At 42.6% G+C, this 23,319-nt stretch carries 15 protein-coding genes; 12 read left to right on the forward strand and 3 right to left on the reverse strand.

Going from position 1 to position 23,319, the window contains the following annotated elements; genetic code table 11:
• The first annotated feature begins 6 nt into the window (after positions 1-6).
• From D0T66_RS10705 to D0T66_RS10715, 3 genes are all read left to right on the forward strand, one after another.
• Complete coding sequence (locus tag D0T66_RS10705) at positions 7-1,623, forward strand: RagB/SusD family nutrient uptake outer membrane protein (RefSeq protein ID WP_163357279.1); 1,617 nt, start codon at positions 7-9, stop codon at positions 1,621-1,623.
• Between the two features lie 43 nt (positions 1,624-1,666).
• Positions 1,667-2,800 carry a SusE domain-containing protein gene (locus D0T66_RS10710; protein ID WP_255489806.1) on the forward strand — a complete coding sequence of 378 codons (1,134 nt, stop codon included), beginning with the start codon at positions 1,667-1,669 and terminating at the stop codon, positions 2,798-2,800.
• A gap of 76 nt (positions 2,801-2,876) precedes the next feature.
• Positions 2,877-4,070: a glycoside hydrolase family 76 protein gene (locus D0T66_RS10715; protein ID WP_163357280.1), complete on the forward strand. Its 1,194-nt coding sequence runs from the start codon at positions 2,877-2,879 to the stop codon at positions 4,068-4,070.
• A 77-nt stretch (positions 4,071-4,147) separates the two neighbouring features.
• Here the strand turns inward: D0T66_RS10715 and D0T66_RS10720 are convergent, their stop codons facing one another.
• The 3 genes from D0T66_RS10720 to D0T66_RS10730 are packed head-to-tail and all read right to left on the reverse strand — an operon-like array spanning position 4,148 to position 7,604.
• Positions 4,148-5,284, reverse strand: a complete 1,137-nt coding sequence (locus D0T66_RS10720) for a TlpA disulfide reductase family protein (RefSeq protein ID WP_163357281.1) — start codon at positions 5,282-5,284, stop codon at positions 4,148-4,150.
• A 10-nt stretch (positions 5,285-5,294) separates the two neighbouring features.
• Positions 5,295-6,425, reverse strand: coding sequence for a TlpA disulfide reductase family protein (locus D0T66_RS10725; protein WP_163357282.1), 1,131 nt, complete (start codon positions 6,423-6,425; stop codon positions 5,295-5,297).
• Between the two features lie 27 nt (positions 6,426-6,452).
• Positions 6,453-7,604 (reverse strand): DUF4369 domain-containing protein, encoded by a 1,152-nt coding sequence (locus D0T66_RS10730; protein ID WP_163357283.1) that lies wholly within the window; start codon positions 7,602-7,604, stop codon positions 6,453-6,455.
• Positions 7,605-7,814: 210 nt separating this feature from the next.
• Between D0T66_RS10730 and D0T66_RS10735 the strand changes: the two genes are divergently transcribed.
• From D0T66_RS10735 to D0T66_RS10775, 9 genes are all read left to right on the forward strand, one after another.
• Entirely contained in the window at positions 7,815-8,930 is a 1,116-nt protein-coding gene (locus D0T66_RS10735) for a glycoside hydrolase family protein (protein ID WP_163357284.1), read from the forward strand.
• 73 nt (positions 8,931-9,003) lie between these two features.
• Positions 9,004-10,677 carry a DUF6377 domain-containing protein gene (locus D0T66_RS10740; protein WP_163357285.1) on the forward strand — a complete coding sequence of 558 codons (1,674 nt, stop codon included), beginning with the start codon at positions 9,004-9,006 and terminating at the stop codon, positions 10,675-10,677.
• Positions 10,678-10,699: 22 nt separating this feature from the next.
• The gene (locus D0T66_RS10745; RefSeq protein ID WP_163357286.1) at positions 10,700-11,443 is read left to right on the forward strand and encodes an NUDIX hydrolase; all 744 of its coding nucleotides are present in this window, start codon (positions 10,700-10,702) and stop codon (positions 11,441-11,443) included.
• Positions 11,444-11,724: 281 nt separating this feature from the next.
• Positions 11,725-14,742 (forward strand): TonB-dependent receptor, encoded by a 3,018-nt coding sequence (locus D0T66_RS10750; RefSeq protein WP_221412212.1) that lies wholly within the window; start codon positions 11,725-11,727, stop codon positions 14,740-14,742.
• A gap of 21 nt (positions 14,743-14,763) precedes the next feature.
• Positions 14,764-16,353 (forward strand): RagB/SusD family nutrient uptake outer membrane protein, encoded by a 1,590-nt coding sequence (locus tag D0T66_RS10755; protein WP_221412213.1) that lies wholly within the window; start codon positions 14,764-14,766, stop codon positions 16,351-16,353.
• 22 nt (positions 16,354-16,375) lie between these two features.
• Positions 16,376-17,479, forward strand: coding sequence for a SusF/SusE family outer membrane protein (locus D0T66_RS10760; RefSeq protein WP_163357287.1), 1,104 nt, complete (start codon positions 16,376-16,378; stop codon positions 17,477-17,479).
• Positions 17,480-17,549: 70 nt separating this feature from the next.
• Positions 17,550-19,760, forward strand: coding sequence for a glycoside hydrolase family 97 protein (locus tag D0T66_RS10765; protein WP_163357288.1), 2,211 nt, complete (start codon positions 17,550-17,552; stop codon positions 19,758-19,760).
• Positions 19,761-19,818: 58 nt separating this feature from the next.
• Complete coding sequence (locus D0T66_RS10770; protein ID WP_163357289.1) at positions 19,819-21,663, forward strand: glycoside hydrolase family 13 protein; 1,845 nt, start codon at positions 19,819-19,821, stop codon at positions 21,661-21,663.
• A gap of 207 nt (positions 21,664-21,870) precedes the next feature.
• Complete coding sequence (locus D0T66_RS10775) at positions 21,871-23,250, forward strand: TolC family protein (protein WP_163357290.1); 1,380 nt, start codon at positions 21,871-21,873, stop codon at positions 23,248-23,250.
• Positions 23,251-23,319 lie beyond the last annotated feature (69 nt).

Genomic DNA, 23,319 nt, shown 5'->3' on the forward strand with positions numbered 1-23,319 from the left:
AAAATTATGAGAAAAATAAGTTTTAAAAATATACTCTTATCAGCTGTTGTTTTACTTGCCTTTTCGGCTTGTAACAACTTGGACCAGGCACCGAAGGATAAGTTTACGGATGCAAACTTCTGGCAGTCGGTCAAAAACTCCGACCTGATGGTGAATATGGCATATCGGCAGATGTATGGCGCTGATAAAATGTGGAAAGACGAAGCATTGAGCGATAATGTGTTCAATGGTCGTAGTTGGGAAGATACCCGCCGGGTACGTGCCGGATTGGCCGATGCCTCATTAGATATGTTCAAAGGCGAATGGAAAGACATGTATGGCGGCATTAAAACCTGTCATAAATATCTGGATAATGTAGACCGTGTTCCTGATATGGACGATGCTTACAAAGCGAAAAGAACATCCGAAGTCCGTTTTATCCGTGCATGGAACTATTTCCGTTTGGTTAGTTTCTATGGCGATGTTCCTTTCTTCACAACAGATATTTCGTTGGCTGATGCGAAAACGATAAGCCGTACGCCGAAAGCGACAGTGTTGCAGTTTATCCACGACGAGCTGGACGAAATTATGCCGTTGTTGCCGACAAGAGATCAATTGGCTGCAAGCGATAATGGACGTGTAACACGCGGAGCCGCTTGTGCTTTTCAGGCACGTGTATATTTGTACGAAAGCAACTGGGCCAAAGTAGAGGACTATGCCGGCAGATTGATCAACGATCAGGCTAACTATGGAACATACGCACTGTATCCTGATTACGAAGGATTGTTCCAATCGCTGAACGAATATAATGAAGAAGTAATTTTCGATTATGCTTTTGTTCCTGCCGTAAAAACATGGGGCGAAATGTATGCCCGCGTTCCAATGTCTCAAGGGGCATATCTCAACGATGGCGCACCTACGCAAGAGTTGGTAGATTCGTATATAATGAAAAACGGCAAAACAATTGCCGACGCATCTTATAATCCGAATATGCCATACGTAAATCGTGATCCTCGCCTCGATTACAGCATCGTTTACCATGACTGCAATTGGATAAAAGAAGATGGCAGTTCGGTTGTGATCAAGATTGATCCGAATGATGCTTCAACTGGCAGTAGCCCTGATAAATGGGGCGTAGGTAACAGTACATCTACCGGATACTATATCCGCAAATACTGGGATCCTGACCACGAAGCAAGCATACAGCAAAGCACTAATATCATCCTGCTTCGCTATGCTGATATATTGTTGATGTATGCCGAAGCTATGTTCGAGCAAAACCGCATGAGTTCTGCCGTATGGGATGCAACAATTAAGCTTGTCCGCCAAAGAGCAGGCTTTACTGCCACGGGAGCTGTAGATTATCCTACTTTAGGGACTGATGATATGAGAGCGTTAATCCGCAACGAGCGTCGTTCGGAATTGGCGATGGAAGGTGTCCGTTACCACGATGTAGTACGATGGAAAGCCGGCCTCGAATTCTTTGACAAACCTGTCAGGGGTGCAAAATTTGCCAATGGAGGAACAGCACATATCATATTTGACGAACGCAAGTTCAATACAAATAGAGACTATCTCTGGGCTGTACCTTTGGATCAGGTGGATTTGAATCCTAACCTGAAACCAAATAACCCAGGTTATTAATATTAACAAAACACATAATTAGTAAATTAAAAAAAAGATTATTATGAAAACAATGTTGAATAAAATATTAATTCTGCTTGCACTTTCTTTAATAATGGTGTCTTGTACAGAAGATATGAAGTTTAAGAATGCAAAAGTCACTCCGGTAGAAACACTATATGAGCCTGTCGATGGAAAGACTCTTCTGTTAGATCCTCAAGGATCATCTTATTTCTCTTGGGAGCCTGCAAGAACAGAAGACAGCGGTCCTGCGATTTATGAAATTATATTTGATAAACTTGGAGGAGACTTCTCTAACCCTCTTTATGTAATGCCGTCAGACGGAAATGGATCTTTGGCGGGAGTTTCGGTTTCTCATAAAATCCTGAGTTTAGTTGCTGAACTTAACGGAGTGGATATGGGTGAATCAACGACTGTTATCTGGACTGTTAGATCCTCAAGAGGAATCAATACAGCAATCTCTTCAGTACATCGCGAATTGTCATATACTCGTTTAGCTGGTTTTACTCCGGAGCAAACTCCTGCAGAATTGTATATTACAGGAACAGGTTCGGAAGCCGGAACAAACTTGTCAGATGCTATTCCATTCAAAAATTTAGGTAAACAAATATTTGAAATCTATACAGAATTGAATTCAGGTCAGACATATCAGCTGGTAAGTAAAACCTCAACTTCAGATCCTGATTTCAAAACATTCTATATTGATGGTTTGATCAAACAAAGCGAACATGGAACAGAGAGCGGAACAGTTACTCAGACATCAGGTATTTATCATATTGTGCTTGACTTCTCTACAGCATCGGTAACGTTTACTGAAATACAAAGAGTAGAATTCTATTTCTGTCCGACAGGTGCTACCGAATGGCCTCTTGCATACCAAGGAAAAGGTATATGGAAAGGTACAGGACCTGTAACATTCAAACAAGAAAGCTGGGGACGCGACCAACGCTATAAATTTAGAGTGACAACAGCTACACAACTCGAAGATTGGGGACCAGAGAATGCCGGAGAAGACGGAACGCCTTCTGGAGCAGCAGAATATTACAATCTGGCCATTTATACTCCTGTTAATCAATGGGATCACAAATGGAAGTTTGCTTCTGCATTTGATGGTGCAAATGTTACTTTGACGGTTTATATGCAAGGCGATGGTGTATACAGACATACTGTTGAGTAAAATTTAAGTAAAAAACTAATAAGGGTTGACCGAAAAGAAAACTTCCTCAACCCTTATTATAAAAATATATCAGCTTATGAAGAAATTAATATTCTTGTCCCTGACGAGTGTGCTGTTATTAGCATCTTGCAGCAAGGTGGACGATAAATACCTATACGACGATACAATAGCGATAGACTGGAATGCTGCTGCCGACAGTAGTAGCATGACATTAGCTGTCGACTATTGGAATACGACAGGGCATTTCTTTAACGATGATGCTCATGGCAACCCGACAACGAACGACTATTGGCCCGAAGCTCATGGCTTAGACGTTTTGGTCGATGCCTATCTGCGGACAAATGACGATTTTTACAAGAACCGTATCTACGACTGGTATGATGGCGTGAAAGCCAAAAACTGGTATCATGGCGGCGGAACTTGGGAGAATGAGTACTATGACGATATGGGCTGGCATGGCTTGGCTCACATGAGAGCTTTCGAAGCTACAGGCGATACTCGCTACGAACAGTCGGCCAAAGAACTCTGGGCATGGATCACACAAGGCTGGAGCGACTATGAAGGTGGAGGAATCAAATGGCGTATACCTTCCGATGCTTTAGGTGAAAGCAAAGGAATCCCTGCCAATGGTCCGGCAGCTATCATTGCCGCTCGCCGATGGATTAAATATGGTGATACTGAATCTTATCTGGTTCCGGGAAAAACAGTAAGCCTTAATAATTTGGAATGGGCTAAGATGATTTATGAATGGATTAAAGAAAATCGTTTTGTTCCATCTACCGGACGTGTTTTTGAAGATATCAACAACAAGAATAATGATTTCTTGTATAACTTTGGTACTTTCATGGGAGCAGCCTTGGAATTGTATCATATAACAGGAGACGGAGTGTATCTGAATGATGCCATCAAGATGGCCGATTATGCTATCGCCAATCGTAGCGCCAACGGCATATTAAATGATTGGGGGCAGCAAGAAAACCATGATGTGAACTTGTTTAAAGGTATCTTTGTCCGCTATTTCACTCAATTGGTTATGGAAGACGATCTTCCTGATTTTGCCCGCCTGCGTTATGTGACATTTATGAAAAATAATGGAAAAACATTGTGGGAGAATGGTACGCTCAAGCCTGATGGAGGATCTGTATTCTATGGATCCAACTGGGAAGAGAAACCATTGACCTACGACGTTAAACTCAGAGGTGAACTCAGCGGTTGCATGATGATGGAAGCAATAGCATTGCTCTATAACGAAGGTTATATAAAAGACTGATTTGGACTATAATAGACAATAAGAAAGCCGGCTTTTTGATTGAGCCGGCTTCTTTATTTTGGATGGTAGTGTATTGGTTATTTAGCCAATAATTCCAATATCTTAGCTTCCATTTGAGCGCCACGTAAATCGCGTGCAACGATTGTTCCGTCGCGGTCGAGGATAAAAGTCTGCGGAATACGGGTAATACCATATTGTTGAGCAGCTTTACCATTCCAGCCTCCATCGCCGAGGAACTGCGGCCATACCATTTTCATGGTACTTACGGCAGTTTTCCAATCCTGAGCAGAATCGTCGAGCGAAATACCGATTAATTCGAAACCATTATCTTTCTGTTCGCTGTAGAAACGTGCCAGCTCCGGCATTTCCTTGCGGCATGGCATACACCACGATGCCCAGAAATCGACCAGGACAACCTTGCCTTTACCGATGTAGTCGCTAATGTTTTGACTTTTTCCGTCGATGTTCTCCAACGTTATCCCATTGAATTTAGTCCCGATAGCGACACCATCTTGGCTCCATACATATTTCTGCATGATGCTCGAGATAGCCGCTTCTTTCTGGAACGAAGGACTCGATGCTGTATATAACTCGGTCATTTGCGGGATCGAAAATTGCGAAGCATAGTTGATGAAATAGAATTCACCAATACCATTTTGCATATTTTCTTTTGTGTAACTGAAAACAGTTTCGCTCATCTGCGACATAATTTCCTGTGCGGTAGCAGTCAGCGATTGCATCATTGCCTCGTCGAGTGTTCCCTCTTCCGAAGCCTTTTGGGCATTCTCCTCTAATGCGGAGAATCTGCTGTAATAGCCGCGCAATGTTTGTTGCAGCGCTTCGTGTTTGGTGTTGTATGTCCCACCCTGAATAACGATGCTGTTTTCGGTCAACTGCATCTCTATCGTTGCAGGTTCGGCAATGAAGAAGGAGAAAATATCTTCTTCCGTATTTCCGTTGCTGATGGCGATGATGCGTATTTCGGGGACATTAGGAGCTGCTTCGGTAAACTGAAACTTGCCACCGGATACGGATGTAGTATCTATCGTATTGACATCCGAAAGATTCTTATAATCAAGCGACTGTAAGGATACAGTGCTCCCGTCGTATGAAGAATCGAAAAGTTTTCCGTTGAGTGTGTAGTTGCCTTTTTGAGCAAGGATTGCCCCTGAAATCAGGAGCAATCCGAGTATAATGTTAAGTTTTTTAGTCATATTCTAATTGTTATTTCATCAATTCGGCAAGCTTATTTGCCAAATCTTCGCCACGCAAACCGCGTGCTATGATTTTTCCGTCTTTGTCTATCAGTACAGTTGCCGGTATCGATTTCACTCCGTAATCCTGAGCACCTTGAGCTTCCCAGAATTTAAGATCGGTGATTTGCGGCCATGTCATATTCATCGCGTTCAGTCCCGAAAGCCAGCTTTTTTCATCCTGATCGAGTGATACGCCGACGATTTCCAAGCCTTTAGGCTTATATTTAGCATAGAGTTTTACCAATTCCGGCATATCCTTGCGGCACGGGCCACACCATGATGCCCAGAAGTCGACTAAGACATATTTTCCTTTGCCTGCATATTCCGACAAGGCGATATCCTGACCTTTCGGATCTTTCCCTTTGATGTCGACAAACGGTTTGCCTTCGGCAGTGTTTTCTATTGCATTTACATAACTTTCGAGGCGGGTTATGCTTTCATATCCTTTCTTATCGGCAGGGAGAGTTGCCAAAATCGATTTGATTTTATCGGGCGCGAACATTCCGCCATTGCGTTGGAAGAAGTAGATACCCAGCGGATTATCGAGGTTGGTTTTGATAAACTCGAATACCACTTCTTTTTCCTGATTGTCTATCGCCTCATATTCTTTATCGATGCGTTCGTCCAAAGCTTTGTCTTTTCCTGCATTCTGTTGATATTGTTTATACAGATCGCGTTTTTTATCCTGCGAGGTACGCATTTGAGTGATGAATGCCTGATACTCATCGTTTTTAGCAGTCCCTTTGATAGTTGTGGATGTACTGTCCAAAGTAGCTTCGATGTTTCCCGGCTCGGCAACGAACATAATCGATTTGGGCATTCTTTCGTTTGGCTTTTTCTCGAAAACAATCGTTTGCAAAGATGTGGCAGGAGCTACACCTTTGAATGTGAACGAACCGTTCAACACCAATGCACTATCCAGTTTTACAGGCTGAGCAGCAGGATCTTTTTTCAATTCCTCTTCTACCTGATTCAGGTATACATAGGTGCTGTCGTAGCTGTCGCTTGTGACGTGGCCTGTTACGGTGTATGCGTTCTTATCGGCACATGATGCAGCCAATGCGGCTACAGCAAACAGGGGGATTAGAATCTTTTTCATCGTGGTTATTCTTATTTGATTTTTTAATTATTTTAATGCGTCTTCTAACTTATCTTCCAGTTCGTCAGGAGCTATGTTGATAGACAATACTTTTCCGTCGGGAGCGATAAACAATGTATATGGAATGGCTCCGAAATCGTATACTTCAGGTGATGCAAACTTGGCATCGAATAGCTGTACTCCCGGCAAACCATATTGTACAGCCTCTAACCACGTTTTTCTGTCTTGATCCAACGAAATACACACCAGTTCGAACCCTTTGTCCTTGTATGCATCATAGATGGGTATCAATGCGCCCAATATACTGAAGCACTCTTGTGATTGTCTCCAGAAGTAAAGGTATACATATTTGCCTTTTCCTACGTGCTTCGACAACAATTCTTCCGATCCTTTGACATTTGTTAGCCTTAAAACCTCGAACGGTTTACCTACATAGCGGGCATCCGACTCGATGCGGAGATCTATCGATTCTTTTAGGTTTTTTACTTGCTCTCTGTTCTGGAAAGAAGTATCGCTTATGGCAATCAATTCTGCTATTTGCTCTTTGCCGAAGTAATTGGCAAAGGTGAAAAACATGGCTTCTCCTGCCTGATTATCCATATTATCTTTCAGGAGGCTGAATATACCTTTTTTTGAACTGCGCGATATGCTTTTCATCCGCGATGCTATATCGGTGCTTTTTTCCTTCAATTCAGTTTTTGTCATCGAATCTTTTTTCTTGTCGATTTCTTCGATTTCCTCATCCAATGCTGCTATTTTGTTGGCATAAACATACATCTGGTTGTTGAGGCTATCGTTTTTGGGCGTTCCGCCGATGGTCACCAACTGCTTATCCACCGTAGCATTCACTGTTCCTGGTTCGATGATGATAAACATATCCTGAAATGCCGGCTCTCCTGCTTTTTTGTCTTCTTTTTTCATGCCCAACACGCCGAGTTGTGGAGTATTGCCCAACTTCGTGTTGAATACGAATTTTCCGTCTTTGATTTCAGCCGAGTCGGTCAGGACAGGGCCTTTGGTCGTCATACTATCTACATTCAATGTATACAGGAAGAGTTTTTTACCGTTCAGGTCGGTGTTGTCTGCCAGACTTCCGTTGATGGTGAGGGTGGGCGTATTATCGCACGATGCCAGCAAAAGGAGTGACAGAAATATAAGGATAGAAATGCTTTTTTTCATAAGAAAAGGGAAAATAGGTTTATTTGTCAATAAAAATTAGTTTAAGTCGCAAAGATATAAAAACTTATCCATCTGTCAGTGTATATGATGTTATTAGTTGTTTATATTCATATTGTTGATGAGATAAAAACGGATATAAGGCCGAAATATTTTTCTAAAAAGGTTATATTTGCATTAGACTAACTTAATAACCTAATTGTAAATTATACCATGAATTATCAAAGTCAAAAAAAGATCGGCGCCTTATTTTTCCTAAGCCTTATTATTTTAATCTTCTCCAATTGTGCTTCGTCAGAGAAGAAAGACGCAGCTTTTATAGACAGATTGCTCCCAGCCCCTGTGGATGGCGGATTTGCTATGGATGATTATTGGATTTGGGGTTCGTCCGTGATAAAGGGTGAAGATGGCAAATACCACATGTTTGCCGACCGCTGGCATAAAGATCTGGGATTCGAGTCGTGGGTGACACACTCCCAAGTGGTACATGCTGTGGCAGATAAACCCGAAGGCCCTTATACATTTTCGGATGTTACGCTTCCTCCCCGCGGAAAAGAATATTTCGACGGATTGGTTACGCATAATCCGCGTGTGATAAAATACGACGGTCTTTATTATATTTATTACTTTGGTACAACATACGACTATCCTGTACCACAGCCCGGCGAGAAGCGTGTGGATGACTGGTTCGAAAAAGCGTGGATGAATAAACGCATCGGACTGGCATGGTCGGCATCGCCTTATGGCCCTTGGGAGCGTGCCGATAAACCCGTGCTTGAACCGCGCGAGGGGAAATGGGATTCTTCCATTACTACCAATCCTTCGCCTGTTGTCAATCCGAAAACAGGGAAAATATTGCTGATGTATAAATCTTCTACCGGAAGCTCAGCACCTCCGTTGCTATTAGGAGTAGCCGAAGCCGATTCGCCTCGTGGAGAATATCGACGCTTGTCAGACGATCCTATCTTCCGCTTCGATACGGCAGAGAATCAGGATAACGATGTGGAAGATCCGTTTGTGTGGTTCAACGGGGAAGAATATGAACTGATTATGAAAGACCGCTTCGGACATATCTGTGGCGAAGAGGGTGGCGGTGTGCATGCAACCTCGCCGGATGGGGTGAACTGGACGCTGTCTGATCCGGTGAAAGCCTATTCCAAGACAATCGCATGGGATAATGGAACTACGACACATCAGGCGAATTTCGAACGTCCGTTTTTGCTTATGGAAGACGGTGTACCGGCATACTTTTTTGCTGCTACGGGAACGGGGCCGAGTCCGTGGAACTTCGAAAAAACATGGAATATGGTTATTCCATTGAAGAAATAGAAAAGTTCCTGCCACCTGCTTTTTCTTATTTTATTATTACTTTTGTAGCTCCAATAGAATACTTTAAGAGTCTATGAGAAAAATTCTTATTATCCTTCTGTTATGTCTTGTTCCGACAGTAACTGTTTTTTCTTCGAATATATCGGATAATCAACTCGATTCACTCCTGAAAGTATTGGATAAGACGATAGAAGAGCGTGCTGCATATACTGCTCAGAAAAAGGCGATTATTCAAGACCTCGAGAATAGAGCCCATCAGGCGGTTTCGGACGAAGTCCGGTTTTTTATATACGCTCAGGTATTTGACGAATACAAGTCTTTCCAGATGGATTCGGCTTTGGTGATTGCCAACAAACGGATGCAATTATCGGAAGACCTGAAGCATACGGCTGATGCTGATATGTATAAGATATACGGCGAACTGAATCAGGCTGAGGTGATGATGGTCACGGGTATGTATAAGGAGGCTTTAGAGATTCTAAATCAGCAAGATCGTTCAAAATATAAGCGAAATGATGAGCAATCGTACCTTTACCATTTATATCATTCGCTGTATATGCTTATGGCACAGTATTCTTTTTCCGAAAAGGAAAGAAAAGAATATCTGAAACTGGAGTACCAGTATAAAGATTCTATTCTGTCGACAATAGATCCCGACAATATAGGTTATCAGCAAGTCCTTTCCAGCAAGTTGATGATGAGCGGGCATTGCGATGAGGCGCTCGAATTGGCTACGCTTGTTTATAGTACCAATCAGAATGATAGCAGGACGGTGGGTATGATCTCTTATACCATCAGCCAGATATATGCCGCGAAGGGCGATTCGCTGAATCAGAAGAAATATCTGGCCATTTCGGCGATCAATGATCTCCGCTGCGGGGTGAAAGAGTATATGTCTCTGCCCGAATTGGCAGCATTGATTTATGCCGATGGAGATATCAGCCGTTCGTATAATTATATGAAATGTTCGCTGGAAGATGCCATCTTCTGTAAAGCGCGGCTTCGGACGCTCGAGATATCGCGTATGCTCCCGATTATCAATGCGGCATATGATATGAAAGTGAAACAGGAATGGAACAACCTGATTATCTTATTGATTATCATTATTACCCTCGTTGTTGTGTTGGTGATATCGCTCCTTTATATTTATAAGAAGTTGAAGGAATTAGCGGCTACCAGGCGTTCGTTGAGAGAAACCAACAAAGATCTGAAACAGATAAATGAAGATTTGAACGACCTGAATAAGAAGTTGTCGGAATCCGACCACGTCAAAGAAGAATATATCGGTTATGTATTCACGATGTGTTCTTCCTATATCGATAAGCTCGACGATTTCAGGAAGCGTGTCAACAGGAAGATAAAAGCAAACCAGACGGACGAATTGTTGAAGCAAACCAGCTCTGCCTCTTTTGTGGGGGACGAGTTGAAGGAGTTTTATAAAAGTTTCGACACGATATTTCTCAATATCTATCCCGACTTTATCGAAGAATTTAACTCCCTATTGTGCGACGATGAGCATGTTACGCCTAAGGACGGTGAATTGCTAAGCCCCGAACTCCGCATCTATGCCCTCGTAAAACTGGGAATCAGCGATAGTGTGAAAATAGCGAGTTTCCTGCATTATTCTACGCAGACGGTTTATAACTATAGGCTTAAGATCCGTAATAAGGCGAAGGTGGATAAGAGTAATTTCCCCGAAGCTGTGCGGCAGATAGGGCAACTAAAAAATATAGACAGCAATCATTAATGTATCAGTAAAAAACATAACGATGTCAGCAAACCATTTTGGCCCATATACAGAAGATAATATCCATCCCGGTTTTTCCGTCGATTGTGTAATTCTGACCTTCCATAAGGGAAAATTGAAAGTTCTCTTACGCGAACTCGGATTGCGCAATTATTGGGCTTTACTCGGTGGCTTTATGTTTCACGAAGAAAATGCCGATCAGGCTGCCCATCGTATATTGGAATCCTATACGGGATTGAAAAATATTTTTCTGAAACAGTTTCATCTCTTTAGCGATCCGGCGCGTACTATCATGGATCAGAATATGGATTTTGTGCGGCAAAATGTTACGTCGGGGAAAAAAGTGGAATGGTTTCTGCGGAGATTTATAAGTATGGGTTACTTTGCGCTTGTGAAATATGACAGTGTTGCTTTGCCCAATGATACAAAGGACGTATTGAGATGGTACGATGCAAAAACTTTACCTCCTCTCTATTCTGACCACAAGAATATTGTAGAAACTGCTTTGGCGAACATTCGGGCTATGCTGCCGGTGATACCCGTGGGCTATGAACTCCTGCCTGAGAAGTTCACTATGAGCGAGTTGCGCAAGATTTACGAGATTATATTAGAGAAAACATTCGACCGGCGAAACTTTCAACGAAAAGTCCTTTCCGAAGGAAACGTCATACAATTGAAGGAGAAAAAAAGCACACGAACGTATAATCCGCCCTCTTTGTTTTCGTTCGATCTTTCTAAAAAGGATTTGACAGGGATAATTCATTAGCGATATTTTCGTCACTGTCATTTGTCTTTTTTTGTTAAGAATATCCGCTCGATTTACCTGTTTTTACTTACTAAAAGAATTTTTAATATTTACTTTTTTGTTATTTTAATGCTTCTTATATTTCTTATTATTAGCACATTGTATTATTTTTATGTTTACTTATCCCCTTTACCTACCCCTACAAACCAACTAATTCCCGATTAATTTTGTTTTAGTGTAAAAGACGCGAGTTACATCTTTTAACATTCTAAATCTTCTAACTCTAAAAACATAAATTGACCATGAAAATCAAACTGGAAAAAATGAGGAGGTTCTTTCTCCTGTTAGCTGGTTGCTTCATCCTGACCAGCGTTTCAGCCCAAACCGACAAGGTAACAGTAAGAGGTGTCGTTATCGACTCTCAAGGTGAAGCCCTTATCGGTGTAAGTGTGATCGAAAAAGGAACAACAAATGGTACGCAAACCGATTTGGACGGAGCTTATGAGATAGCTGTTCCGGCAAATGCGGTTCTCGAATTCTCATTTGTGGGTTTCACTAAACAAGAAATAGCTGTTAACGGAAGAACTCAGATTTCGTTGACAATGAAAGAAAATGCTGAGATGCTCGACGAAGTGGTTGTTATCGGATACGGAGCCGTTAAAAAAGGCGACCTCACCGGATCGATAACAGCAATCGGCGAAAAGGATTTCCAAAAAGGAGTGATGACATCTCCTACCGAGCTGATTACCGGTAAGGTAGCAGGTGTGCAAATCACCTCAAACGGGGGACGTGCCGGATCGGGTAGCCGTATTCGTATTCGTGGTGGAGCGTCGTTGAATGCGTCAAACGATCCGCTTATCGTAGTTGACGGTGTTCCGCTCGATGTCAGCGGAATATCAGGGTCTTCAGATGCCTTGTCTACCATCAACCCGAACGACATCGAATCGATGAACGTATTGAAAGATGCTTCGGCAACTGCTATCTACGGTTCGCGTGCTTCGAATGGGGTTGTTCTCATTACTACGAAAAAGGGAAAAGCCGGACAAAAGCTAAACATAAACCTTTCTACTCAGAATTCACTTTCTTACAACAGCAAGAAAGTGGATGTGATGTCGGCTAATCAGTTCAGAGAGGCAGTGGGGTGGGCTATTGATAATTATCCAATCAACCCTAAACCGACACGTTTTAACAACTTATTAGGTACAGCCAATACTGACTGGCAGGATGAGATCTACCGTGTGGCATTTACGACTGATAATAACTTGAGTTTGAGCGGTTCGTACAAGAATATGCCATATCGTGTATCTGTATCATATCTCGATCAGGATGGTATCCTCGATACGGATAACATGAAACGTACGACAGGAGCAATAAGTCTTTCTCCTACGTTTCTTCAGGATCATCTATCTGTGAACATCAATCTGAAAGGAACATATACCAATCAACGTTTTGGTAACGGCGATGCTATTGGCGCTGCCCTTCGTATGGATCCGACTCAACCGGTTAAAGCCAGTGGCTTTGACGAGTTTAATGGATATTGGGCATGGTTAGAAGGTGGTAAGCTCAATAATAATGCGACCAAAAACCCTGTAGCCCTTTTGAAGAGTAAAAATGATAAGTCGGACGTGTATCGTAGTATCGGTAATGCCCAGTTCGATTATAAAATGCATTTCTTGCCGGAATTGAGAGCGAACCTGAACTTGGGATATGATATTTCTCAGGGAAAAGGGAATGTGGTTGTACAAAAATGGGGACCACAAGCTTATTATAATGAAGGTATTCCGGGTTCAGGAGGAAGTATAGGTGGAGAACGCAGTAAGTATAAGCAGAATAAGCGAAACTTATTGATGGAGTTCTATCTCAACTATGCTAAAGATTTGAAAGAGATAGACAGCCGTTTCGATGTGATGGGAGGATATACTTATCAGGATTGGAAAACGAAAGATTACAATTATACAGCTACAACGTATGATGGAGATCCTCTTGCCGAAGCTCCGGCTTTCCCTTCTGTAACTTATCAGAATACATTGATCTCATATTTTGGACGTCTCAACTATACGTTCAAAGAACGCTACTTATTGACAGCAACATTACGTCGCGATGGATCTTCCCGCTTCAGTAAGGATAATCGTTGGGGTACTTTCCCTTCGGTAGCATTAGCATGGAGATTAAGTGAAGAGGACTTTATGAGCGGATTTGATAAATTGTCTAATCTGAAACTTCGCTTAGGGTATGGTGTTACAGGACAGCAAGAAGTAGGAAATTATGAATATATCCCGACCTATTCGTATAGCGAAAGCTCTGCAAGCGTACAACTTGGTAACCAATTCTATCAGATGTGGCGTCCGAATGGCTATGATAAGGATCGTAAATGGGAACAAACCCAGACATACAATGTCGGTCTCGACTATGGTTTCTTCGATGGACGTGTAAATGGAGCAGTTGATTACTATTACAAAAAGACAAAAGACTTGCTTGCATTGGTATATCTTCCACTCGGAAGTAATTATACTAATATGATTGTAAAAAACATAGGAAAACTAAATAATCAAGGAGTTGAGTTCAATGTAAATGTTGTTGCTATTCAATCGAATGATATCCAGTGGGATTTAGGATTCAATGCGACTTATAATAAATCTGAAATCACACAATTATCAAAGAATGATAAGAATAATGCAGGAATTACTACCGGAGGTATATCCGGAGGTACAGGTAGTACAGTACAAATACACTCGGTAGGTTACGCTCCGAATGCGTTCTATGTATATAAACAACTATATGATACGAACGGAAAACCTATTGAGGGCGCATATGCTGACCTCAATGGAGATGGAGTAGTAAATGAAAATGACCGCTATCGCTACAAAAAGCCTGAGGCTGACTGGTTCTTCGGTTTCAATACCAACTTTACTTACCAGCAGTGGTCGGTAGGTACAGCTTTGCGTGCAAGTTTAGGTAACTATATGTACAACAATATCTATTCGGATGCCGGAAACTTCAATCAGGTACTCAATCCGAACGAATTCCTGATGAATGCTCCAAAGAATATTCTTAAGACAGAGTTCTACAATCGTAACCTGTTTTCTGACTACTACGTTCGGAATGCATCGTTCCTGAAAATGGATTATATCAATGTAGGATATGATTTCGGGAAAATCAGTAAGAAGTACAATGTGAACCTGAAAGCCAATTTCACTGTTCAAAATGTCTTCACACTGACTAAATACGATGGTGTAGATCCTGAAATTGCCGGAGGTATAGATAATAACTTCTATCCTAATCCTCGCACGTTTGTATTAGGATTGAACCTTAATTTTTAATTTGCAAAAATCCGAATCATTATGAAAAAGATCAATATATTCAACAAAATTGCTTGTCTGGCTTTAGGATTGGCGGTAATGATGGCAACATCATGTACCAGCGATCTCGACAGATTTCCAAGTAATGATAGTACAGACAAAGAAGTCTATAACACATTTGACGGATACAAAGAAGCATTAGCTAAAGTATATGGAGGTTACACGCTTACAGGTAACAGTGGTCCTGCCGGGAGCGGTGATATTTCAGGGCTCGACGAAGGTAGCTATGCTGACTTTATACGTGGATTCTTCAATGCACAGGAATTACCGACTGACGAAGTTATGTGTATATGGAGCGACGATGGTATTTCGGGACTGAATTATATTAACTTCTCATCCAGTAATCCGTTCACAAGAGGATTATATAGCCGTTCGATGACACACATCATGTATGCGAACAGCTTTATTCAGAACTCGGCTGATGGTATTGTAAACGGCAAGGGTTTTTCGGCTACAGAAGTACAAGAAATTGGATATTTCAATGCCGAAGCACGATTTCTCAGAGCATTCCAATATTGGGTATTAATGGATTTGTATGGTAATCCTCCATTTGTTGATGAAAATTCCCCATTAGATGATATGCCAGAGCAGATTAAACGCGCAGATTTATTCGCCTACATCGAATCTGAACTGTTAGAGATTAAAGATCTGTTACAAGAGCCACGTCAGAATGAATACGGACGTGCCGATAAAGCCGCGGCATGGGCATTACTTGCTCGCCTCTATCTGAATGCAGCAGTGTATACGGGAACAGCAAAATATACCGAGGCTGCGACTTATAGCAAGATGGTTATCGATGCCGGTTATACGCTCAAACCTAATTACGAAGACTTATTCCTTGCGGATAACAATCTGAATAATAATGAAATCATCTTGTCGATAAACTATGACGGAACCTATACCCGCAACTATGGAGGTACATCGTTCCTTATCAATTCGAGCTTTACAGCTAAACTCGAAACGGATCATGGATTATCTTACGGTCTTTCCGGCGCATGGGGTGGAAACAGGACAAGAGGTAAATTCTCAGAAAAATTTGATGCTGCCGACGGACGTAAGCTATTGGCTGGAGATACTCCGGTAATCACCGATGTGACCGATTTCTATCACGGATTGGCAAGCTATAAATTCCGTAATATTACTTCGGCAGGAGTTGGCGGTACAAATACCAACTTTGCCGATACCGATTTTCCATTGTTCCGCTTAGCCGAAATGTATCTGATATATGCCGAGGCTGTTAAGCGTGGAGGTACAGGTTCCGATGCTAATGCATTGACTTATATGAACCTTCTCAGAGTAAGAGCTTTTGGAAACTCGACTGAAAATTACGGAAGTTTTGCGGCAGTTACCCTTGACGAGATATTGGACGAAAGAGCACGCGAATTGTATTGGGAATGTCATCGTCGTACCGACCTCGTTCGTTACGGATATTTCACCACAGCGCGCTACATGTGGGAATGGAAAGGTGGAACAAAAGAAGGACGCTCGGTGAGCAGCCACTACAATATCTACCCTATCCCGTCTACAGATATTACGGCTAACCCTAATTTGAAGCAAAACCCTAACTATTAACCAGACTAAAAAAGAAACCATTATGAAAAAGATTCATATATTATTATTTCTATTGCCGCTGATTATATTCTCGGCATGTAGCAAAGACGAAGACAAAATGTACGTTTTGCCCGTTGACGACGCTACACCTCCATCCCTGTCGGTAGAAGGTTCGACAAATATCGAAGTGACAGCCGAAACATACGAGATTTTCCCTGCCATATTGAATTGGTCGAAAGCCAATTTTGGAAAAGATATTGTTGTGGAGTATATTCTTGAAATGGATACTACTGAAAACTTTGAAACTAAATATCAGGTTGCTGTTGGTAAAAGCGCTTACTCCAAAGCTCTCTCAGGGGCAGAATTGAGTAAATGGGCAATTGATAAATTCGGCGCCTATGACGAAGCTGCCGGTACAGTAAGTACCCTGTTTTTCAGCATGCGTATTGCAGCTGTGGTAGCTTTGGAAAACGGAACGGTAATCAATAAACCGGATACAGTATTCTCTAATGTCTTATCGCTCGAACTGACTCCTTATTTTCAGGCTCCGGCTTTCCCGACCGAAATGTATATGATCGGCGAAGAATTTGGAAATTTTGACTGGTCACAACCAGGCATTGTAACCATGACTCCTGTAAATGATAAAGAAGGAGAATTCTGGTGTATCCGTTACATGACGGGAGGTAAGAAGTTCAAATGGTCACCTAAGAAAGCGTGGAGCGGAGACTTCAACCAACTCGGTACGAATGTAGGTTTCACCATTGACGGAGGCGATGCAAAAATAACGACTGATGGTATGTATATTGTTTATATAGACCTGAAAAATGATGTGCTGACCATCGAACCGGCCAAAGTATATGGTATGGGAGACTGCTTCGGCGGATGGTCTACCGAAACATATCCGTTCACAGTGAATCCGGTGACTAAAACAATGGATATCACAACTACCGGCGCAGGAGATCTTCGTATGTATGCTTCATCAACGGCTTCATCTATAGGCGGCGACTGGTGGAGAATGGAATTTATCCTCAGAGCAGGAGTTATTGAGTATCGCGGAAATGGCGGCGATCAGGAACCACGCGTAAATGTTGCTGCGGGTAAAACTATCAGCCTCGACTTTAATGCCGGAACAGGAACAATAAATTAATTGGTTATTCTAAATAAGATTCAGCGGGAATTATATGTGATTCCCGCTGAATTTAAAAGCTTAAGGAAAAATGAAGAAACTTTTATCTACTCTGACTATTATCCTTCTCATTGCAATGACTTGTAATGCACAGGAGTTGAAATCGCCGAACGGTAATTTTGCAATGAAATTCTACCTTCAAAATGGTGGTATACCGACGTATACGCTGACCTATAAAGGGAAAGAAGTGATTAAGCCGAGCAAACTCGGACTTGAATTAGTTCCCGAAAAAGATGGACGCGAATATTGGGACTTTTCGCCCGAAGGAACACAATCGAAACAAAAGAATGAAAAAACATCGCTCTATGATGGTTTCGTTGTAGCCAATACGGCGACTTCTGCTTTTGACGAAACGTGGCAGCCTGTATGGGGCGAAACAAAAGATATCCGCAACCATTACAACGAGTTGGCGGTGACATTGAATCAACCGAACACCGACCGTCAGATAGTAATCCGTTTCCGCATGTTCAATGACGGCTTAGGTTTCCGTTACGAATTTCCGCAACAAAAGAACCTCATCTATTTTATTATCAAAGAAGAACGTAGCCAGTTTGCTATGACAGGCGACCACAAAGCTATCTGGTTGCCGGGCGACTACGACACACAGGAATATGACCATACCACATCGCGCCTGTCGGAGATACGTGGTTTGATGGACAAGGCCGTGACGCCTAACTCATCGCAGACACCATTCTCCAAAACAGGTGTACAGACATCGTTGATCATGAAATCGGACGATGGATTATATATCAACTTGCACGAAGCGGCATTGATCAACTACTCTTGCATGCACCTCAATCTGGATGACAAGAACATGATTTTTGAATCGTGGTTGACACCCGATGCACAAGGAAATAAAGGACATTTGCAAGCGCCATGCGTAAGCCCTTGGCGTACTATCATCGTGAGCGACGATGCATGCGACATTCTTGCCTCTAATATGACATTGAATCTGAACGAGCCTTGTAAAATCGAAGATACATCATGGATTAAGCCGGTGAAATATGTCGGTGTATGGTGGGAAATGATTACAGGAAAAAGTTCATGGTCTTACACGAACGAATTGCCAAGCGTTCAGTTGGGTGTGACAGATTATACGAAAGTGAAACCGAACGGAACACACGCAGCAAATACTGCTCACGTAAAAGAATATATAGACTTTGCTGCTAAACACGGATTCGATGCCGTATTGGTAGAAGGATGGAATATCGGTTGGGAAGACTGGTTCGGAAACTCGAAAGATTATGTGTTCGATTTCCTGACACCATATCCTGATTTTGATGTTAAAGAACTTCATCGCTATGCCAAGAGCAAAGGGGTGAAAATGATGATGCACCACGAAACATCATCATCGGTACGCAACTACGAACGACACATGGATGCTGCTTATAAATTTATGAATGATAATGGCTACACATCTGTGAAAAGCGGATATGTAGGAGATATGATTCCACGCGGCGAACACCATTACGGACAATGGTTGAACAATCATTATTTGTATGCCGTTGAGAAAGCTGCCGAGCACAAAATCATGGTCAATGCGCACGAAGCTACCCGTCCTACTGGTGTTTGCCGTACTTATCCTAACCTGATCGGTAACGAATCGGCACGTGGTACAGAATATCAGGCATTCGGAGGAAGTAACCCGAACCATGTAACTGTACTTCCGTTTACACGTTTGCTGGGAGGTCCTATGGACTATACTCCGGGTATTTTCGAAATGGATATCGCCAAACTCAACCCGAATAACAATTCGCACGTAAACAGTACATTGGCTAATCAATTGGCATTGTATGTGACTATGTACAGCCCATTGCAGATGGCTGCCGATATCATCGAGAACTACGAACGCTTCCCGGATGCATTCCAATTTATCAAAGACGTTGCTATCGACTGGGACGACAGTAAATATCTGGAAGCCGAACCGGGAGAATATATTACTATTGCCCGCAAAGCAAAAGGAACAAATAACTGGTTTGTCGGAAACGTATGTGGCGAAAATGGATTTACATCGAAAATCTCTTTCGACTTCCTCGAACCGGGTAAACAATATATAGCAACTATTTATGCAGATGCTGCGGATGCACACTATAAAACCAATCCGCAAGCCTATACAATCCGCAAAGTGATTGTTACTAACAAATCTAAACTGACACAAAAATCGGCTTCTGCGGGAGGATATGCTATCAGCATTTTTGAAGTTACAGATAAAGCCCAGACAAAAGGCTTGAAGAAATTATAATATTCACAATCCTCTCCGGCTATGTATGTAGCCGGAGAAGATTTTTATATCTTATATCATGAAAAGAATCCTATTATCGGCAATTCTGCTGTTTACTTGTATAGGGCTTGCATACGCCGCTATCGATGTCAAAAAGCTTGATCCTGCCTTTTGGTGGGCAGACATGAAAAATTCCGAGCTCCAGATCCTAATGTATGGAGAGAACCTCTCGCCGTGCAACGTTACCGTTTCGGCAAGTGATGTGCGAATAAAAGAAGTGGTTCGTCTCGAAAACCCGAATTACCTGTTGGTATATTTGGATCTGTCGGATGCTAAACCGCAGACATTCAATATCAATCTGCAACGCGGAAAAGAAAAGAAATCTATCCCTTACGAATTGAAGCAGCGCCGCGCCAATGCTGCCGGTGTAGAAGGATTCAATTCGAGCGACGTCTTGTATCTCATCATGCCCGACCGTTTTGCTAATGGCGATACATCCAACGATGTGGTAAAAGGCATGCGCGAAAACAAGGTCGACCGCAACGATGCTTTTGCCCGTCACGGAGGAGATATAAAAGGAATAGCAGACCATTTAGACTATATCCACGACCTCGGCGTTACGGCTATCTGGCTGAACCCGACACAGGAAAACGATATGGCTTCGGGTTCGTATCATGGCTATGCTATCACCGACTATTACCGTGTCGATCGTCGTTTCGGTTCGAATGACGACTTCAGAGCATTAGTAGAGAAAGCCCACGGCAAAGGGATGAAAGTCGTGATGGATATGATATTCAACCACTGCGGAAGCGAAAATTACCTGTTCAGGGATATGCCTTCGCCCGATTGGTTCAATTTTCCGAAGAAATATACTCAAACCACTTTTAAAACGACTACTCAATACGACCCTTATGCGTCGGATTATGATAAAAGAATGGCGCTCGACGGTTGGTTTGTTGAGCCGATGCCCGATTTCAACCAACGCAACCATCATGTTGCTCGTTACCTGATACAGACAAGTATCTGGTGGATCGAATTTACAGGCATCAACGGAATCCGTCAGGATACCCACCCTTATGCCGATTTCGACTTCATGTCCGAATGGTGCGCGGAAGTGACAGATGCCTATCCCGATTTCAACATCGTAGGCGAAACGTGGTACAGCAACAATGTGGCAATCGCCTATTGGCAGAAAGACAGTAAATTGGCTGCTCCTAAAAACTCGAATCTCCGCTGTGTAATGGATTTCCCGTTAATGGGAATTATGGCACAGGCCTTTGACGAAGAACCGTCTTGGGATAAAGGTGTAAGCCGCTTATATGATTATCTGGGACAAGATATCGTATATGAAAATCCGCACGAATTGTTAGTATTCCTGGATAATCACGATACATCCCGTTTCCTTCGCAATCAGGCAGATACCGACAATTTCGACCGCTATCGCCAAGCTTATGCCTTCCTTTTCACTACTCGCGGAATCCCTGAAATATATTACGGAGGCGAGATAGGCATGGCAGCCGAAAAATCGGAAGGTGATGGAGCATTACGCGCCGACTTCCCGGGAGGATGGCCGGGCGACAGCCGGAACGCTTTCACTTCGTCGGGCAGGACGGATAAGCAAAACCGTTTCCACGACTATATGCGCAAACTATTGCAATGGCGAAAAGGAAACGAAGTGATTGCAAAAGGAACATTGAAACACTTTGCGCCGAATAATGATGTATATGTTTATCAGCGCGAGTATAACGGTAAATCGGTTATCGTCATGCTGAATGGTTCGGATAGCGAACGGACAATCAGCCTCGAACCATATAAGGAGATATTGAACAAAACAACAGCAAGAGATATCATCACAGAAAAAAATATCAATCTGAATAAGGAACTATCCTTAAAAGGAGGTGATGTTCTGATAATGGATTTATAAATTGGGGTTATTAGTTAATTAGGTAGGTCGAAGCCGTAGGATTGAATAGAATCCTGCGGCTTTTTTTGTTGCCGGAATGAAAACGACTGAACAATGTTAAAATTTGGATGTTGTAATAGTATATAATTGAAATATTTATGTATTTTTGCTAAAAGGTTGCACAAACAACTAAAAGGGTTTTAAATAATGTATTAGAGATTTTGAGATATGGCAACAAGAATATATCTTATTTCCATCGTGCTTCTATTCTGCTCGGCAAAAGTCGCAGGTCAGCAATATTTTACACTCGAAGAATGTCGTCAGTTGGCAATCGACAATAATAAGGCGCTGAAAATAGCCTCCGAAGAAGAGCGGATAGCCTATTACGAAAAGAAAGAAGCACTGATGAATTTCTTTCCGAAAGTAGCAGCAACAGGCTCTTACCTGCATTTTGGCAGAGACCTCCACCTGATAGGGCGTTCGTCTATTCCGGCGAATATCACATTGCCTGTCATCGGAAATATCACTATTCCCGAGAATATCCAGAATGATATATATCGTGCCGGAAGAATCGATATGAGCGACTTCTGGATAGGAGGCATCTCGCTCACCCAGCCTATATTTGCGGGAGGTAAGATTATTGCCTACCACGATTTACGTTCTTATGCCGAGGAGTTAGCGAAAAGCCAGCGCGATACGAAGCTGACCGATATAATTGTAGAAGTAGACGAAGCCTATTGGCAGGTTGTCTCCTTAGCTAATAAAGAGAAATTAGCCGAATCGTACGTACAGTCGCTGCAAAAGATGGATAACGATATTCAGGCGATGCTCGACGAAGGTGTTGCCACCAAAGCCGACCGGCTGAGCGTCAGCGTAAAATTGAATGAAGCCGAAATGACGCTTACAAAAGCGCGCAATGGGGTGAGCCTCTCTAAAATGCTGCTTTGCCAGTTATGCGGAATAGAGATTACCGACGCCATCAATGTGGCCGATGAAAAGCTTCCCGAGCTCGTTTTAGATGAGGAAACCCCAACAAATGGAAGCGCCGAAGAAGCCATTGCCAATCGTCAGGAGATAAAAAGCCTCGAATTGGCAACTAAAATATACAAGAAGCAGGAGAATATTACTTTCTCCGAGTTCCTTCCCACAGCCGGGCTTTCCGTCGGCTATATGACCACGAAGCCCAACCTCAACGATGGGTTTGAAAATGAATTTGGCGGCATGTGGAATGTAGGGGTGAAAGTCACCATCCCGCTCAATTTCATTACCAGTTCCACCAAGCTGAATGCTGCCAAAGCCCGTACACGCATAGCGCGCTACGAACTGGAAGATGCCAAAGAAAAAATACGGTTGCAAGTGAGCCAGCAGACATATAAGCTGGCAGAGGCGAATAAAAAGCTGACAGCTGCCGGCAAAAATGCCGAAAGTGCCGACGAAAACCTATATTATGCCAATACGGGATTCGAAGAAGGGGTTATCTCGGCTACCGATGCTTTGTTGGCACATACGGCGTGGCTATCGGCTCATGCCGAAAAAGTAGATGCCCAGATAGATGTGAAACTCTGCCGCATTTACCTCAACAAGGCATTAGGACGTAGTATAAGATAGTTACAAGTTACTTCGCCCTACGGGCAGTTACAAGTTACAAGAAAAAATAGTTGTCAAATAAAAATCGAG

It is taken from the genome of Dysgonomonas sp. 25 (assembly GCF_010501075.1).
Taxonomy (GTDB): Bacteria; Bacteroidota; Bacteroidia; order Bacteroidales; family Dysgonomonadaceae; genus Dysgonomonas.

Excerpts from the sequence above, each read along its gene's own strand:
- D0T66_RS10755 (WP_221412213.1), top strand. The coding sequence starts at position 14,764 with ATGAAAAAGATCAATATATTCAACAAAATTGCTTGTCTGGCTTTAGGA.
- D0T66_RS10770 (WP_163357289.1), top strand. The coding sequence starts at position 19,819 with ATGAAAAGAATCCTATTATCGGCAATTCTGCTGTTTACTTGTATAGGG.
- D0T66_RS10705 (WP_163357279.1), top strand. The coding sequence starts at position 7 with ATGAGAAAAATAAGTTTTAAAAATATACTCTTATCAGCTGTTGTTTTA.
- D0T66_RS10720 (WP_163357281.1), bottom strand. The coding sequence starts at position 5,284 with ATGACTAAAAAACTTAACATTATACTCGGATTGCTCCTGATTTCAGGG.
- D0T66_RS10730 (WP_163357283.1), bottom strand. The coding sequence starts at position 7,604 with ATGAAAAAAAGCATTTCTATCCTTATATTTCTGTCACTCCTTTTGCTG.
- D0T66_RS10750 (WP_221412212.1), top strand. The coding sequence starts at position 11,725 with ATGAAAATCAAACTGGAAAAAATGAGGAGGTTCTTTCTCCTGTTAGCT.
- D0T66_RS10760 (WP_163357287.1), top strand. The coding sequence starts at position 16,376 with ATGAAAAAGATTCATATATTATTATTTCTATTGCCGCTGATTATATTC.
- D0T66_RS10745 (WP_163357286.1), top strand. The coding sequence starts at position 10,700 with ATGTCAGCAAACCATTTTGGCCCATATACAGAAGATAATATCCATCCC.
- D0T66_RS10775 (WP_163357290.1), top strand. The coding sequence starts at position 21,871 with ATGGCAACAAGAATATATCTTATTTCCATCGTGCTTCTATTCTGCTCG.
- D0T66_RS10725 (WP_163357282.1), bottom strand. The coding sequence starts at position 6,425 with ATGAAAAAGATTCTAATCCCCCTGTTTGCTGTAGCCGCATTGGCTGCA.
- D0T66_RS10765 (WP_163357288.1), top strand. The coding sequence starts at position 17,550 with ATGAAGAAACTTTTATCTACTCTGACTATTATCCTTCTCATTGCAATG.
- D0T66_RS10715 (WP_163357280.1), top strand. The coding sequence starts at position 2,877 with ATGAAGAAATTAATATTCTTGTCCCTGACGAGTGTGCTGTTATTAGCA.
- D0T66_RS10740 (WP_163357285.1), top strand. The coding sequence starts at position 9,004 with ATGAGAAAAATTCTTATTATCCTTCTGTTATGTCTTGTTCCGACAGTA.
- D0T66_RS10735 (WP_163357284.1), top strand. The coding sequence starts at position 7,815 with ATGAATTATCAAAGTCAAAAAAAGATCGGCGCCTTATTTTTCCTAAGC.
- D0T66_RS10710 (WP_255489806.1), top strand. The coding sequence starts at position 1,667 with ATGAAAACAATGTTGAATAAAATATTAATTCTGCTTGCACTTTCTTTA.